At 69.2% G+C, this 14,993-nt stretch carries 14 protein-coding genes; 7 read left to right on the plus strand and 7 right to left on the minus strand.

Annotated features, from left to right (window positions below; genetic code table 11):
- From Q0C57_RS12350 to Q0C57_RS12375, 6 genes are all read right to left on the minus strand, one after another.
- A partial coding sequence (locus Q0C57_RS12350; protein ID WP_296576731.1) for a DUF1775 domain-containing protein occupies positions 1-499 on the minus strand: 499 nt, incomplete at its 3' end.
- A 13-nt stretch (positions 500-512) separates the two neighbouring features.
- Positions 513-1,637 carry an energy transducer TonB gene (locus Q0C57_RS12355; protein ID WP_296576732.1) on the minus strand — a complete coding sequence of 375 codons (1,125 nt, stop codon included), beginning with the start codon at positions 1,635-1,637 and terminating at the stop codon, positions 513-515.
- A 74-nt stretch (positions 1,638-1,711) separates the two neighbouring features.
- Positions 1,712-3,814: a TonB-dependent receptor gene (locus Q0C57_RS12360; protein ID WP_296576733.1), complete on the minus strand. Its 2,103-nt coding sequence runs from the start codon at positions 3,812-3,814 to the stop codon at positions 1,712-1,714.
- Between the two features lie 71 nt (positions 3,815-3,885).
- The gene (locus tag Q0C57_RS12365) at positions 3,886-4,284 is read right to left on the minus strand and encodes a DUF2946 family protein (RefSeq protein WP_296576734.1); all 399 of its coding nucleotides are present in this window, start codon (positions 4,282-4,284) and stop codon (positions 3,886-3,888) included.
- A gap of 161 nt (positions 4,285-4,445) precedes the next feature.
- Complete coding sequence (locus Q0C57_RS12370) at positions 4,446-5,384, minus strand: GTP-binding protein (protein ID WP_296576735.1); 939 nt, start codon at positions 5,382-5,384, stop codon at positions 4,446-4,448.
- A 7-nt stretch (positions 5,385-5,391) separates the two neighbouring features.
- Positions 5,392-6,906 (minus strand): amidohydrolase family protein, encoded by a 1,515-nt coding sequence (locus tag Q0C57_RS12375; RefSeq protein ID WP_296576736.1) that lies wholly within the window; start codon positions 6,904-6,906, stop codon positions 5,392-5,394.
- Positions 6,907-7,094: 188 nt separating this feature from the next.
- Here Q0C57_RS12375 and Q0C57_RS12380 point away from each other — a divergent pair, with 188 nt between their 5' ends.
- Complete coding sequence (locus Q0C57_RS12380) at positions 7,095-8,372, plus strand: c-type cytochrome (RefSeq protein ID WP_296576737.1); 1,278 nt, start codon at positions 7,095-7,097, stop codon at positions 8,370-8,372.
- Position 8,373: 1 nt separating this feature from the next.
- Here Q0C57_RS12380 and Q0C57_RS12385 read toward each other — a convergent pair whose 3' ends face one another.
- Complete coding sequence (locus Q0C57_RS12385) at positions 8,374-10,398, minus strand: 4Fe-4S binding protein (RefSeq protein WP_296576738.1); 2,025 nt, start codon at positions 10,396-10,398, stop codon at positions 8,374-8,376.
- Between the two features lie 108 nt (positions 10,399-10,506).
- On the opposite strand from Q0C57_RS12385, the gene Q0C57_RS12390 reads away from it, so the two are divergent.
- The 6 genes from Q0C57_RS12390 to Q0C57_RS12415 all read left to right on the plus strand — a co-directional run bounded on the left by Q0C57_RS12390 (position 10,507) and on the right by Q0C57_RS12415 (position 14,981).
- Positions 10,507-11,256: a biotin/lipoate--protein ligase family protein gene (locus tag Q0C57_RS12390; protein ID WP_296576739.1), complete on the plus strand. Its 750-nt coding sequence runs from the start codon at positions 10,507-10,509 to the stop codon at positions 11,254-11,256.
- Positions 11,256-11,807 carry a DUF6505 family protein gene (locus Q0C57_RS12395; protein WP_296576740.1) on the plus strand — a complete coding sequence of 184 codons (552 nt, stop codon included), beginning with the start codon at positions 11,256-11,258 and terminating at the stop codon, positions 11,805-11,807. The genes Q0C57_RS12390 and Q0C57_RS12395 overlap by 1 nt, the downstream gene beginning before the upstream one ends.
- Entirely contained in the window at positions 11,804-12,844 is a 1,041-nt protein-coding gene (locus Q0C57_RS12400; RefSeq protein ID WP_296576741.1) for a DUF6352 family protein, read from the plus strand. The genes Q0C57_RS12395 and Q0C57_RS12400 overlap by 4 nt, the downstream gene beginning before the upstream one ends.
- A gap of 11 nt (positions 12,845-12,855) precedes the next feature.
- The gene (locus Q0C57_RS12405; RefSeq protein ID WP_296576742.1) at positions 12,856-13,374 is read left to right on the plus strand and encodes a DUF3305 domain-containing protein; all 519 of its coding nucleotides are present in this window, start codon (positions 12,856-12,858) and stop codon (positions 13,372-13,374) included.
- Entirely contained in the window at positions 13,371-14,057 is a 687-nt protein-coding gene (locus Q0C57_RS12410) for a DUF3306 domain-containing protein (protein ID WP_296576743.1), read from the plus strand. The genes Q0C57_RS12405 and Q0C57_RS12410 overlap by 4 nt, the downstream gene beginning before the upstream one ends.
- Positions 14,058-14,171: 114 nt before the next feature.
- Positions 14,172-14,981: a Cro/CI family transcriptional regulator gene (locus Q0C57_RS12415; protein ID WP_296576744.1), complete on the plus strand. Its 810-nt coding sequence runs from the start codon at positions 14,172-14,174 to the stop codon at positions 14,979-14,981.
- Positions 14,982-14,993 lie beyond the last annotated feature (12 nt).

Below are 14,993 nucleotides of genomic sequence, written 5' to 3' on the forward strand. Positions count from 1 at the left end.
CGATCCGCAGCGCCGGGGCGGGCGCGGCCAGAGGGCCCGAACGGCCGGCGACCGGGACCTCGACCCAGCGGTTCTCGCCGTTGGCGCAGGTCTGCACGACGGGAAAGAAGATGCGACCGGCACCGGCCAGCGAGGCGTCGATCTGGCCGACGAAGACGAACTCGTCATAGTGCTCGTTCGGCAGCGAGCCGCCGGACCAGGAGATTTCGGTGACGCCCTCGCGCACCTCGCGGCCGTGATTGACATAGATCCGCTGATAGGGCCGCACGGTTGTCGCCAGCGCCCAGCCGGGCTTCGGCTGCGGCTTGACCGAATGGACACCCTCCGGAATGGTCACGGTCAGCCCGGTTGTCGGTTCCCGGCCGCAGCCGTGCGGCACCCGCAGGATGGCCTTGTAGGAGCCGGGACTGGCCTCGCCGCGCTCCAGGGTGACATGGGCGAAGGCGGGCGGCGCAATCGCCGAGGCGACAAGAAGGCCGGCGAGGATGGCGTGTTTCATCGGGAAATCTCGGTCAGCGGAAGTTGATGGGAACTGTCAGGGGCATCGAGGCCGGCCCGTATTCGGCCGGCAGGGGCGGGAAGGGCGCGGCGCGCCGGACCATGGCGAGGGCGGCCTGGTCGATCGCCGGATTGCCCGACGAGGCGGCGAGGCCGATGCCGGCCGCCGCGCCGGAACGCTGGATGGAAAAACGCACCACGGCGCGACCCTGCTGGCCCGATCCCGCCGGCTTGGCGCGGTGGAGCTGGGCCATGACGCTCCCGAGATAGCTCGGGGGTGGCGTCACCGTACGCGCCGACGCCTGCGCGCTCACGCCGCGACCCTCCGAGGCCGCCGAAGGGGGGCGAGCGCTCGGCGGCGGCTGGCGCCTGGGGGGCTGGCGCTCGCTCTGCTGGCGCTGGACGGGCGGTCGTGCCTGGTCCCGCCGCACCGGTGGCGCGGCCTGCGGCGGCGGTACCGGCTCGACCCGCGGGATCTCGTCACGGCGCGGCGGCGGCATCAGCTCGGCGGGCAGGGGAAGGTCGGCGACCGGTGGTGGATCGATGGTGACGGTGGCAGGGTCGATGGCCGGCCGTTCCGGCGGCAGCAGCTCCGCCGGCAGTGGCGGCGTCTCGAGGTCCGGCGGCGGCAGGTCGATCGGCGGTGGTTCGGCCGCTGCGACAGGCTCGGGCGGGATCAGTTCGGCGGGAAGCGGGAGGTCTTCGACCGGCGGCAGGGCGATCTCGACCGGTGGCGTCTCGACAGGCGCCGTCTCGGCCGGTGGTTCCGGAGCCGCGGCCGCCGGCGGTGGCTCGGCATCAGGCTGGACCAGCTCGACCTCGACGGAGGGCTGATCGGACCGCGGCAGGGTCGGGACGGCGAAGGCGAGGAAGCCGGCGAGCGCTGCGCCGTGCAGCAGGATGGAGACGAGGTTCGTCGCCGGTGCGAGCCAGCGGTTCCCCGGCTGCAGTGGTCTCTCCGGCGGCACAGGCACGAGGCCGAGTGGCGGTGGGGCGCCGGCCTGGCCGGTACGGATCAGCACCGGCGGGGCCTGGTGCAGCGCCGGCTGCTCCACCGGCCGCAGCAACGGAGCATGCGGAAACGGCCCGCCGTCCGGCGGGTCGCCACATCTCTCGCGGATGGCGCTGTCGAGCAGCATGGGCCTTCGGGGCTCAGCACGGGTTGGCGGCAACGGCCGGGCCCGAAGGCCCGGCCATATGTAACATCATAACATCAGAACTTCATACGCAGGCCGCCATAGATGCTGCGGCCTGTGCCTGGAAAGAAACTCGTGGTCGTGGCCGCATTGTAGAGCACCACCGGTCCGAAATCGGAGATGTACCGCTTGTCGGCGATGTTGCGCAGATCGACGAAGGCCTCGCCGCCATTAGGCAGCCTGGCCGCCGCGCTGACATTGAACAGGGCATAGCCCGGCACGCGGAACGTGTTGCGGTAGTCGACGAAGGCGCCCTGCGGGACGATGTCGACCGACGGTGTGATCGAGAACCCGGCGGGATGCGCATAGGTCAGCGAGGTCCGCAGCACATGCTCCGGTGCCAGCGGCAGGCGGTTATTGCCATAGATGGGGTCACGCACGAAGCGGAAGTCCGACCAGGTCCAGACCTGCTTGAGGGTGAGGCGATCGCCATGGCCGGTGAGATCGCGTGCCAGATCGACGCTGCCGGCGAGTTCGACACCCTGCAGCTGCGTCCGGGCGGCGTTGAAGGTGGCGGCGGGGATGCCGACGCCGGTATTGAACTGCAGCATCTGGTTGCGCAGGTCGGCCCGGTAAGCCGTCGCCTCCCAGGAGAAGACGCCCCAGCGGCCGCGCGTGCCGATCTCGAAGGTCGTGCCGGTCTGCGCCTTCAGCGGCACGAAGGCGGTGGTCGCCGCCGCCGTCTGCGTCAGATCGGAGAAGTCGGGCACGTCGGAGGAGCGGGTGACGTTGGCGAAGAGCTGCACGTCGCGGATCGGCTCCCACAGGAGGCCGAGGCGCGGATTGACGCCGGAATAGGTCACGCCCGTATCGACGGTGACCGGTGCGGTGTTCATGTTGAGCCGGCCGGCGAAGTCGCGCTTCGCCACATAGGCCTTGAGGCCCGCGGTCAAGGCGAGTTGCGGCAGGATGAAGAACCGGTTCTCGAACCAGGCCTCGTAATTGGTGGCGACTTGGCGGGCGTTCACCGTCTGGGCGCCGCGCACTGCATTGCCGACATTGACGAACTGCAGGGCCTGGTTGTTGCCGGCGAAGATGCGGGCGCCGACGATCAGGTCGTTCCGGTAGCCGCCGAGATTGAACGAGCCGGTGAAGCGCGGCGAGATGCCGTAGGTCCAGCCGTCCTGGTCCAGCACCTGGAAGATCGGATGGTTGAGGTGCTTGTGGATGACCCAGGAGGTGATGTCGAGCTGGCCGATGTCCAACTTGATGCTCGTCACATTGGCAAGGCGCTGCACATAGGTGTTACGGGCCTGGTCGCCGGTGACGGCCGCCGTCGCGGCCTGGCGGGGATTGGTCATGGCCGCGCTAAAAGTGAGCGAGCCCGGCAGTTTCACGTCGGTGTAATAGGCGCCGAAATAGAAGCGCGTCTCCACACGGTCGGAGATGCGCCGGCCGACATTGGCGTTGAATTGGCCGAGCGTCTGCTGCTCATGGGCGCGCCAGCCGTCGGAATGCGTCACCGTCCCCGAGGCATGGAAGTCCCAGTCGCCCATGACGCGCGACACCGAGCCGTGGCCGCGGATCGTGCCGAAGGAGCCGGCCTCGAGGCTGAAGACGTTCGGGGCCGTCGCCGTATGGGCGGTCGGCGTGACGAAATTGATGGCCCCGCCAAGGGTCGATGAGCCGAAGGGCAGGGCATTGCCGCCGCGGAACACCTCGATGGCGCGCAGCGCCAGGGGGTCGATCTGGTAGAAATCGCCGGACCCGTCGGCGAGATTGGTCGGCACGCCGTCCTGCAGGATCTCGATACCGCGGGTGTGGAAGGCGCGGGCAAGGCCCGATCCGCGGATCGAGAGGCGCACCTCCTGGCTGTAGCGGTTCTGCACCAGGATGCCCGGCGTATCCTGCAGCACGTCGCGCAGGTTGGTCGCATAGATGTTGCGGGTGGTCTCGGCGTCAATGTGGGTGACCGAGCCGGCGGTGCTGTTCACCGCACGGCGCTGTTCGGCCACCGGCGGAGAGGTGAGCGTGCCGCCGCCCTGTCCGGCTGGGGCCGGCCGGCCCTCGACGGTGATGGTGGGAAGCTGGGTGGTCTGGGCCATGGCCGTGGCGATGGCGAAAGGCGAGGCGGCGGCAAGGGCGATCAGCCCGGCGCGCGGCAAGGGAAAGCGGATCATGATGTGGGACTTCGACACGAGATGACGACGGGCGCAGGCCGTCGGGCCATGCGCCGGGGGAAGGGTCGTGATCAGCTGGCGAAGGGGGGAGCTCGCGGGGATCGCGTGCCAAGCCAGCCCTCGAAGGCATGGGCCGGCAGGAGCGGATCATAGCTGTGAACGGGGGACCGCGGCGCGGCTGGGGTCTCCACCGGCGCACCGACGGCGGACACCATGCGCGATGGGTCCCAGGGCGTGACGTTGCACAGACCACAATGATGCGCGGCGGCGGCCTTGGTCGCCGGCGGCGATCCATCATGGGCGATGGACTGGCCCTCGACGGTGCAGATGACGACGAAGCCGGACGATTCGAGCCCGCCGGCAGCCCGCGCGACCGAGCCCAAGAGGCCCGTGGCGGCGATCACATAGACCAGCGTCGCAGCGAGAATGCTGCGCGCCGTCCGGAAATGATCGCTACGGAAAAGCCCCATGCGGTTCAGCTACCGCTGGGAGCTGGACCGAGTCAATTCTGCCGCAAGGTCAAGATTGCGGCTGTGGGGAGAAGCGCAGGAACCGGCGCTCGAACAGCCATTGCGCGATGATCACGCAGAGCGAGCGAATGCCCTGGCGGCAAGGGCTGATCAATCGTCCTTCAGCCTTCCACGCAGGCGGCTAGCGCCGCCCGCATCGCTTCCGGCGCGATACGCCCCATCTCGCCGATCAAGACAAGCCGCACCGCCTCGCCGCGTGCCACCGCCGGCGCGGGGCCGAGCGTCGCGCGCTCCCCCACAAGCTGGAACAGCATCGGCTGGTCCGGCTGGCCGGAGAAGGTCACGAAACCCTTGGCCCGCACCAGTTGCGGCGCCAGCCGGCCGATGGCCGCCTGGAAGGTCGCCAGGACGAAGGGGCGACCCGCCGTGAAGGTCGTTGTCGCGAAGCGCGGCGTCGCAAAGCGTGCCCGCGCTGCGGCGCGCGGATCGGCGACCCTGGGTTCGTGTCCTCCGCCGGCGAAGGCGAGTTCCGGGGCGATGCGGCCCTCCGCTGCGGGGAAGATCACCCGCTCCGGCTTCAGCGCCGCCACGGCGCGGCGCGCCGCCGCCAGCTCGGCCTCACCCACCAGATCCGCCTTGTTCAGCACGACAATGTCGGCGCTGGCGAGCTGCGACCGGCAGAGCGCGTCGTCGAGCAGCGCCGGATCGTCGGAGAGGGCCCGGGCATCGGCCACCGCGATGACGGTCTCCAGCGCCGCATCCCGCCAGATCACGGGATCGAGCAGGCTCCGCACGATCTCCGCCGGGTCCGAAACGCCGCTCGTCTCGATGACGATGCCCTCGGGCGGCGGCATCCGCCGGAGGAGGTTCGACAGGGTTCGCAGGAGGTCGCCCTGCAGCGAGCAGCAGATGCAGCCATTGGCGAGGCTCACCACGCCGTCGGCCTGCTCGGCGATCAGCTCGGCGTCGATATTGATGGCGCCGAAATCATTGACGACGGCCGCGAGTCGCCGGCCGCCATTGGCGGTGAGGAGGTGGTTGATCAGCGTCGTCTTGCCCGCCCCGAGAAAGCCGGTGACGAGGATGACCGGAATGCTCATGGCCGGGTCACGCCGCCTTGACCGGCCGGCGCACCGGCCGGCCCGGCCGCGCGGCATGCACGAGTTCGCCATCGGCGATCACCGCCTCGCCGTTGACGATGACATGGCGCATGCCGTCCGAGGCACGGTTCATCGCCTTGAACTCGGCCCGGTCGGTCAGACTGTCGTAGTCGAAGACGACGATGTCGGCATCGGCGTCGACCTTGAGGCGCCCCTTCGCCCGCATGGCCGGCGTGCTCTCGGCCAGGATCTCGGCGGGAATGAGCGTGCATTTGGCGAGGCCGTCGATGAGCGGCAGCATCGCGCGCTCGCGCACATACTGGCGCAGGAACCGCGTGAACGTGCCGGACGAACGCGGATGCGAGCTCGAGCCCTCCGGCAGCGGCCAGTCGGCGCCGTCATAGACGGAGCCATCGGGATTGGTCCAGGGCATGGCATCGGAGGCGATGGCCCCGCCCGGATAGAGGACCGAGATGTCGAGGAGGTCGCGGTGGCGCGGATTGGCCTCGACGTCGAGGAAATGCCAGAGCACCAGCGAGCCCGGATCCTGCGCCTGTGCCGCCAGCAATTCGTCGCGGTTGTGGAAGGTGCGCCCGGTGTCGACCATCTCGATGGATTCGTAGGGACCGCCGGTGCGCTCGGTAAAGCCGGGATCGGCGAAGAAGGTGGCGCCCAGCACCGTCGAGCCGGTGCCGTAGGGATAGGCCTCCACGGTGATCTTGAGGCCGAGCTCCTGGGCCTTGCGGACCAGCGCCGCGGCGCGCTCCACGTCCTGCAGGCTGGTGCTGTTGAAATGGCAGATATGCATATGCGCGCCGGTCGAGCCGGCATAACCGACGAGCCGCGTATAGGCCTCGATCGAGCTCCTGGGGTCGATGTTCGAGGCATAGGCCACATGGGTATAGGTCGGCACGGCATAGTCAGCGGCCAGCGAGCAGACGGCCGACATCTCCTTCACGCCGGCGCCTGGCGCATAGGCGTTGAGGATGCCGATGCCGATGCCGCCCTCGTCCAGGCCCTGCCGCAGGCGTCGCAGGATCTCGGCCATCTCCGCATCGGTCGCGACATTGTCGATCCAGCGCTTGTCCTTGGCATGGCGCCCCATGAAGCCGAGATCGGCCTCCGGTTCGACGCCGATCATCGCCGCGATCCGGGCAAAGGCCCAGTTCGCCGCGGTGCCGTAATTGAGCACCCGGCCCTTCCTGGCCTGGTTCTCGTACCAGAGCGCCACCGGCAGCACGCCGGCCTCCAGCTCCAGCGTCGTGGTGACGCCGTCAAAGGCCTGCATCCGGTCGGCGGCGACCGTCTGGCCATGGGCGTGGAGATCGACGAAGCCGGGAGCAACCACCAGACCACGGGCATCGATCTCGCGGGCCCCCGGACCCGAGACCGCGCCGACGGCGGCGATGCGGCCCTTCGTCACGGCAAGATCGCAGACTTCGTCGCGCCGGCTGTCCGGATCGACGACACGGCCACCGCGGATCACGAGGTCGAAAGGGCCGGCGGCAGCGACGGAGGTCATGGCAGGTCTCGATGCGGAACACGAACGGAGGCAAGGTGATCTTACGGAGCACGTCCCCTGTGTCGAGCCGCCGCCGCGGGGATCAGCTGCCCATCGGTCGCGCCGGGAACCTTGTGATTGACGCCAGACTTGATCCCGTGCCGTTCTCCGCCACCCTGTAGGCTGTGTGCCCCAGTTCCGGATCGCCGATGCTTCGCCTGTTTCTCGTCGTCACCGCCCTGATCGCCGCGCCCGCCGCCGCCCAGGAACTCAGGGGCCATGGCGGCCCGGTCCGCGCCCTCGCGGCGGCGCCGGACGGGCGTGTCGCCCTTTCCGGCTCGTTCGATACGTCTGCAATCCTGTGGGATATCGAGCGCGGCCTGGCCATGGCCGTGCTGCGCGGCCATGAAAGCTCGGTCAATGCGGTGCTGGCGCTGCCCGACGGGCGCTTCGTCACCGGCGGCGAGGACGGCCGCATCCTCCTCTGGCGCGCGGGCCGCCCCGAGCCGGAAGGGCGCATCGAGGGCCATACCGGACCGATCGCGGGCCTTGCCCTGTCGCCGGACGGACGGTTCCTTGCCTCCGCCGCCTGGGATGGCACGGCGCGGGTGACGCCGCTGGCGGGTGGAGAGGCCAGGGTCTTTTCCGGCCATCGTGGGCCCGTGAACACGGTCGCCTTCACGCCCGACGGACGCGCCATCGTCACCGGCGGCCACGACGCCACGCTGCGGGTCACGCCGCTCGACGGCGCGACGCCCCGCAGCATCGATCTCGGTCTTCCCGTGGCCAGTCTTGTTGTCGCGACCGATGGCGAGATCGTTGCCGGCGGCGCCGATGGCCGGTTGCGCATCCTCTTTGCCGACGGCACCCGGGTCGGCGAGATCGCGGCGGCTGAAACGCCCATCGTCGCGGTTGCACTGTCGCCCGACGGCCAGCGGATCGCCGCGGCCGGGATTCGCGGATCGGTGGCGCTGGTCGACCGGGCGTCGCGCCGGATCGAACGCGTGCTGGTCGGCCCGGGGCTGCCGGTCTGGTCGCTCGCCTTCCGTCCGGGGACCGACGAAGTGATGACCGGTGGTGGCGACCGGCTGGTGCGCCGCTGGCTGGCGACGACCGGCGAACATCTCGGCGCGGTGGTGCTGGCGCGACCGTCCGACCGTGTCGCCCGCCTCGCCGACCATCCCGGGGCCGAGGTCTTCCGCGCCTGTTCGGCCTGCCACACCCTCGATCCCGACGACGGCAACCGCGCCGGTCCGACGCTCCACGGCGTCATCGGCCGGCGCATTGGCACCGCCCCCGGTTACGACTTTTCGCCGGCTTTGCGCGGCATGGACATCGTCTGGACCAAGGAGACCATCGCCCGCCTCTTCGAGATCGGGCCCAACGCCTATACGCCGGGCACCAAGATGCCGGAGCAGCAGGTGACCGATCCCGACGATCTCAAGGCGCTCGTCGACTTCATCGCCAAGGCGACGGGCGCCGAATAGTTCAGTGCAGCCCGTCCTTGCCGGCCTTCGCCTCGGCAAGATAGTCCTCGGCCGTGCGCACCCGTGGGCGCGGCTGCGCCGCATAGGGGTCGAAGCCCTCGTTGACGACGCGCTCGACGCGGCAGTCCTCGCACATGAACAGCGCCTCGCGCCGCCCCGCATTGGCGCCGGAGAACATCCAGTGTCCTTCGAGCTTGGCGGCGATCCGCTCGATGGTGGATTTCGTGCCGAAAGCCTTGTTGCAGGTGGTGCAGTGGAACGGTTCCTCCTCCTTCACGATCCGCCGGGGCTCCTGCCAGGCGACGAAGTCGAGTTGCGGAATGAGGGCGATGGCGTCCTCCGGGCAGGTCTGCTCGCAGAGCCCGCACTGGACGCACAGGCTCTCGGTGAAGCGCAGCATGGGCTTGTCCGGATTGTCGGACAGCGCCGCCGTCGGGCAGGCCGAGACACAGGCCAGGCACAGGGTGCAAGCCGCGAGATCGACCTCGGCCTTGCCGAAGGGCGCCCCCTTGGCGAGGGCGATCCGTTCGACCGGGGCGGGTGCCGCCGCATGCAGTTCCAGGAACGACAGTTCCAACAGGCCGCGCTTCGTCCCCATCGGCAGGAAGGTCGAAGGCTTGGGCGACGGGGTGCCGGTGAAGGGCAGGGCGAGTGCCTCCGCCAGCGTGTCGGGATCGTCTGTCTCGATCAGCCGCACCACGCCAGCGCCGTAGCCCAGCGCCTGGGTGATAGTGCGCGTCGTCTCCAGCGTCCGCGTCAGCCCGAGGAGATCGTGCTTCGGCTTGGCGCGGCCCAGCACCGCCACGCCCGCCGCGCCATAGGCGAGGGCGGCGGCGAAGACCTCCGGCCCGGCCTGGGTGATCTCGTTGACCTGTAGCGGCAGGACATGGGCCGGCAGCCCGGCGCCGAACCGCGCCACCGCGTCGATCAGCGGCAGGCCGTGGTCGCCGTCATGGATCAGCAGGACGGCGCCCGCCCCGCCGGCCGCGGCATAGGTCGTCAGCAGGGTCCGCAAGCGGCGCAACAGCGCGTCGACCGGCGGCAGCGCATAGGCTGCGGCGCCCGTCGGGCAGGCCGCGGCACATTGGCCGCAGCCGGCGCAGACCGCGGGATCGATGGCGACATGGTCGCCGTCGGGGATGATCGCTCCGGTCGGGCACAGATCGAGGCAGCGCGTGCAGCCGGTAATCTGGTTGCGCGAATGGGCGCAGAGATCGGCCGTGAAGGTGACGAATCGCGGCTTGTCGAAGGTGCCGACGAGGCCGCTCGCCTCGCCGATCAGGCGTTCGACGGCTGCGGGATCGCGCGGGTCGGCGCGCAGATAGCCCGGTCGCAGCTCATGCGCCGGGAAGAGCGGCAACCCGCCTGACAGGTCGATGACGATATCCGAGGTGGAGGAGGCACCGTTGCGGGGCACCTGCCAGACATAGGTGCGCCGCGACGACGGCGAGGCGAGAGCATAGTCGTCGACGTCCAAGGAGAAGGCGCCGAGATGGCCGTGGGCGGCGATGATCGTCCCCTTGACCACCGGAAAGGCGGTTTCCCGCGGCGGCGTCACCTCGCCGGGCCGGGTGAGAAGGACGGTGACGTCGAGCGTCGCCGCGAGGCGGCGCGCCACCTGGATCGCCTCCTCGTCGCGGCCATAGATCAGCGCCACGCCCTTGGAGGTCAGCGACACCGCCTGGATCGGTGGCATGTCCTCGGCTGCCGCGGCGAGGAGCGCGGCGGTCTTCGGCCCGGTCCTTTGCGCCTCGGCCGACCATCCCGCCTGTTCGCGCACATTGGCGAAGGACAGGCGGCCGGCATGGCCGAGATCTTCCGCCACCTCCGAAAACAGCGGTGCCTCCTGGGTGCAGGCGACGGTCACATCACCGCCCTGAGCGACCACCGCCTTGAAGAAATCGAGCTCCTTGCGACAGAGCTGGTCGGCCGTGCGGACCTTGGTCCGGCACGCCTTCGCCACCGTCTCCCCATGCAAGGGCATGGTTTCCTCGCAGGAGCAGAGGAACGTGGTGCCTGCCGTCATTGTGCTCTCCGGTCCGCGGCTCTTCCCGCCACGGCTATTCTCCATATATTGGAAGGAGTCAAAAGAACCAGTCCGGCCTGTCGCCGCTCCCCCGAAACAAGGGACTCCATGGCCCTCGTCACGCTCCGCGCCCCTTCGACCCTCGACTTGCCCCCCGGCTTTCGGGCCGTCCCGCTGCGCGAATCCGGGGATGCCTTCGCCCATGCCTGCCGGATCGCAGCCGAGGACGGTGCCGGCACGCTCGTGTGGGTGCGGCGTTTCGACCTCGCCGAGTTCGCCGTGATCCTCGAGCCCGATCAGCCGCTGGCCGAGGCGCGCAAGGCCTTCTTCATCGGCATGAACGCTGCCGCCGACGCCATCGCCGCGCTCTGCCCGCCCGAGCGCAGCGTCTCCTTTGGCTTCCCCGACGCCATCCGCTTCGACGGTGGTCTGGTTGGTGGCGGCCGGCTCGGCTGGCCCAAGCGCTGCGGCGAGGACGAGGTTCCCGCCTGGATGGTCTTTTCGGCGAGCATCCGGGTCGCCTTTTCGGGTCTGGTTGAGCCCGGGCAGGCACCCACCGCCGCAGCCCTTGACGAGGAGGGTTTCGAGGGCGTCGGCCCCTCCATGCTGATCGAGAGCTTCGCCCGCTTCTTCCTGCGGCTCGTCGATGTCTTCCAGCATCAGGGCTTCGCACCGATCCTCGCCGATTATGTGCAGCGCCTTGCCAAGGACAGGCCCGGCGACACCCTGGCGCTCTCGCCCGCCGGCGACCTCATGATCCGCCCGGCCGTCGGCGACATGGAGCGCCGCCTCGGCTTTCTCGACGGGCTGAAGGCCGCTGCCTGGCTCGACCGCGAGACGGGAGGGCCGAAGCTTTGATGATGCTGCGCACCATCCGCCTCGACCCTTCCGACACCTTCGTCTTCCCCAGGGCGGCCGAACCCGGCGAATGGGCGGTGACCGGAACGTTCCTGTTCTGGGGCCGCGATGTCGCCGGCCTCGCCGGCAAGGAGCGCGCCGCCTTCCGCTCGGGCTTCGTCGGTGTCGCCTCGCTCGGCTTCTCGACACTCGTCGTCGCGCAGCCGATCCGGCCGGAGGAGCGCACCGCCGCGATCGACTGCCTTGCCCGCCACCTGGTCGACAAGCTCGGCGCGCCCGACATCGAGGCGGCCCGGGCCGCGGCGGCGGAGGAGATCGCCTTCGCTGCATCCCTCGCCGAGCATGACGAGGGCACGCTGGTGGCCATGCACCGCGCCCTCGACGACGGCGAGATCCGCGAGCAGTTCCGCACCCTCACCGCCCGCGAAAAGACCGCCGGTGCCGACAGCCTGCATGCGACGGCCCGCGCCTTCACCTTTCACGAGATCGTGGAGGACGATGGACCCGAAGAGCGGGTCGACCTGATCGACATGATGGCAGCCCGCAAATGACCACCGAAACGCGCACCGTCACTGAATTCTGGGTCTCCTCCGGCCATCACATGACGCGCCGGGTCGAAGGCGGCGGCCTAGCCGTTACCGACGAGATGATTCTGGCCTATCTCGCCCGCCCGGAACTGATCCCGCCTGCCGAGGCCTGCGATGCCGAGCGCGCGCTGCACGCCGACCTGATGCGCGACCCGCGCCGCCCGGTGACCGCCGCCATGATTGCCGCCGTCGCGGACGAGGATGCCCGTGAGAACTGGCAGTTCATGATCGGCTTCCGCGACAAGCTGATGGCCCATCCCAGCATCGAGGCGGCCTATCTCGCCATCGTCCGCCAGGGCGCCAGGGGCGTGCCGCCGCTCTTTCTCAACCAGCTCGTCCATCTCGTCTTGCGCAATGCGCTGGACGGCTGCGAGGACCCCTTTGTGCTGCGCGCGGCGGAACTCTTCTTCCGCCCTCAGAAGGGCTCGCTGAAGGACGGAACCCTGCTCCTGGCGGACCAGGAGCTCATCGAGGCCTACGAGGCGGAGCGCCAGGCCTTGCTGCAAACCTCGCCGCTGGCCGCCATGATGGGCACCGACGGCCTGGGCGATCTGGAGATCATGACGGACGAGACCGCGCCGACCTACTGGTCGCGCTCCGATGCCTTCTCGATGGTCTTCAACGTCGGCGGCGACCCGCGCTCCCGCGAGGCGCTGTGCCGGGCGCTGGAAACATGGATCGCCCATATGCTCGGGGTCGAGACGACCATCGTTCCCGTCGATCGCATCGAGGATGCCGATTGGCGCTGGTTCGTCGGCCTTGATGCCGAGGCCACTGCCCTCGGCAACCGGCTGTGGCGCGGCGAGGCGATCGATCCGGCCGACCAGAGCCGCGTCTGTGGCCTGTTCCGTCTCGTTTTCGCCGATGCCCGCATGGTCGACCCGAAGCTTGCGGGCAAGCCGGTCTATCTCATCATGGCGCTGACCGAGGACATGATCCTCCGGATCAAGCCGCAGAACCTGATCGTCGGCCTGCCGATCGTTGGCCGGCAGGCGGCCTGAGGGAGACATCCATGCCCGTCCAGATCGTCACCGTCGGCATCGTCGCCGTGAAGCGCAAGCTGACCAATCCCTGGGTTGATTTCGAATGGCTCCCCGAGGCCGTGCTGCCGGGCCTGCCGGCGGTGGCGCCGGGCACGCTCATCAGCGCCGAGGGCAGCGTCGAGCGCTGGTATCTGGGCCCGGCGGAGCTGACCTTCCATTCCGGTGAGACCGCCCATTACCGCGACAATCTCCTGTCCGCCCGGCCTGCCGTCTGGGTGGCCCTGCGCGAAGGCGCAGAGGGCGGCTGGTTCGTGGCGGGAGCCACCGTCGACCCCTACGAGGGAGAGGCCTTCGTCGATGTGGTGTCGGACAAGGTCGAACCTCTTGCCATGCCGCACGAGATCGCCGTCGAACTGCAAGCCTTCGTCGATGCGCACCATGTCGATGCGCCCTTCTTCAAGCGCAAGCGCGACCGCAAGGATCCTCATGCCGAGCCCGAATTCGGTCTCGGACATCCGGGGCGTCAGGCCCCGGGGAGGCGCTCGTGAGCCGCAGCCATGAAGGGTTCATCGCACGCTGGTCGCGGCTGAAGCGCGAGCCCGAGCCGGCTGCGGCCCCGGCTGAGCAGCCCGCCGGCGAGGCACCGCCGCCGGCCCTTCCCGAGGGCCGGACGCTGGACGACCTCCTGGCGGAACTTCCGAAGCTCGAGCACCTCGTGCCCGGCCAGAGCCTGGCCGCTTTCATGCAGCCCTGGGTGCCGACCGGTCTGCGCAACGCCGCGCTGCAGCGCATGTGGCTGCTCGATCCGGCTATCCGCGACTATGTCAGCCCGGCGTTGGACTACGCCTACGATTACAATACGCCGGGCGCCGCGCCGGGCTTCGGCCCCATCGAGACGGGCCGGGACGCCATCCGCGAAGTGGCCGAGATGTTCGACCGGGCGCTCGCGCGCGACGCGGCGGGGGAACCGGTCGGCAAATCCGGCGACGACGACAATGTGTCGCAAGCGCCGGCCGACCCAGCACCGGAACATGCTGCATTGCAACAAGTCCCACCCGCCGTGCGGGTTTCCGGGAGCCCGGGAGCCGGGGAGTCCGGCGATGACGCGGATAAGCCACGCCAGACCGGTGTTGAATCGGGTTCCGGTCGTGCTGCAACGCACAACAATGCCAGCGATACGAATGACTTGCGGCCTGTCGCACGGCGTCACGGCAGCGCGCTGCCGGGCTGACAAGCGCTTGCCAAGCGGGCCCATAGCTTGTACCTATTCTAAGGCAAATGTAGAAAGCCTATGGCCTAAGGCGCGCCGACAAGCGCCGGCCAAGAGCGAGAAACGGGCACAACAGTGCGTGAGCGGGGACTAGAGGAAGCGATCAAGGCGGTCGGCGGGGTTGGTGCCCTGGCGCGTGCGCTTGGCATTTCGCAGCCTTCTGTTTCGAGCTGGAGCCGTGTGCCGCCCGAACGAGTGATCGCGGTCGAGAAAATCTCCGGTGTTGGACGCCACGTGCTGCGCCCCGATCTCTATCCCGAGAGCCGGTCCAGCATCGCCGTTGCCATGGAGGCGGCCCAGGATCGCGCCGCCGTCGACGAGATGGACAGGCTGCGGTCGGCCGAATACGGCCTTCTGGCCTTGCTTCTGTTCCGCGTTCCGACCGCCGATGTGCTCCGCCGCGTCGCCGCGCTCAAGGGCGATGCCTCGCCGCTTGGCATGGCCCATCTGGCCCTCGCCAAAGCTGCCGGCGAGGTCTCGGTCGAGGCGGTCAACCGCGAGTTCTTCGACCTTTTCATCGGCGTCGGTCGTGGTGAGCTCCTGCCTTACGCCTCCTATTATCTGACGGGGTTCCTGCACGAGCGGCCGCTGGCCGCGGTGCGCCAGTCCTTCGTCGACCTCGGCATCATCCGCGAGGACGATTCGCGCGAGCCGGAAGACCACATTGCCCTGCTGTTCGACGTGATGGCGAATCTCGCCTCCCGTGAGATCGGTCAGGGCTACGAGACGGAGAAGGCCTTCTTCGAGGCGCATCTGAAGCCTTGGGCCGGCCGTTTCTTCGCCGATCTGGAATCAATGACGAGCAGACCCTTCTACGCCGCCGTCGGCGCGGTCGGTCGCCTGTTCGTCGCCATTGAAGACGAGGCTTTCTCCTTCGACGCCTGAGGCGCGAGGGAC

Origin of the sequence: Phreatobacter sp., assembly GCF_022843985.1 — a bacterium.
In the GTDB taxonomy this organism is placed as follows: Bacteria; Pseudomonadota; Alphaproteobacteria; order Rhizobiales; family Phreatobacteraceae; genus Phreatobacter.

Bases quoted from the DNA above. Each gene is read 5' to 3' on its own strand.
- Q0C57_RS12355 (WP_296576732.1), bottom strand. From the start codon at position 1,637: ATGCTGCTCGACAGCGCCATCCGCGAGAGATGTGGCGACCCGCCGGAC.
- Q0C57_RS12360 (WP_296576733.1), bottom strand. From the start codon at position 3,814: ATGATCCGCTTTCCCTTGCCGCGCGCCGGGCTGATCGCCCTTGCCGCC.
- Q0C57_RS12365 (WP_296576734.1), bottom strand. From the start codon at position 4,284: ATGGGGCTTTTCCGTAGCGATCATTTCCGGACGGCGCGCAGCATTCTC.
- Q0C57_RS12370 (WP_296576735.1), bottom strand. From the start codon at position 5,384: ATGAGCATTCCGGTCATCCTCGTCACCGGCTTTCTCGGGGCGGGCAAG.
- Q0C57_RS12375 (WP_296576736.1), bottom strand. From the start codon at position 6,906: ATGACCTCCGTCGCTGCCGCCGGCCCTTTCGACCTCGTGATCCGCGGT.
- Q0C57_RS12380 (WP_296576737.1), top strand. From the start codon at position 7,095: ATGCTTCGCCTGTTTCTCGTCGTCACCGCCCTGATCGCCGCGCCCGCC.
- Q0C57_RS12385 (WP_296576738.1), bottom strand. From the start codon at position 10,398: ATGACGGCAGGCACCACGTTCCTCTGCTCCTGCGAGGAAACCATGCCC.
- Q0C57_RS12390 (WP_296576739.1), top strand. From the start codon at position 10,507: ATGGCCCTCGTCACGCTCCGCGCCCCTTCGACCCTCGACTTGCCCCCC.
- Q0C57_RS12395 (WP_296576740.1), top strand. From the start codon at position 11,256: ATGATGCTGCGCACCATCCGCCTCGACCCTTCCGACACCTTCGTCTTC.
- Q0C57_RS12400 (WP_296576741.1), top strand. From the start codon at position 11,804: ATGACCACCGAAACGCGCACCGTCACTGAATTCTGGGTCTCCTCCGGC.
- Q0C57_RS12405 (WP_296576742.1), top strand. From the start codon at position 12,856: ATGCCCGTCCAGATCGTCACCGTCGGCATCGTCGCCGTGAAGCGCAAG.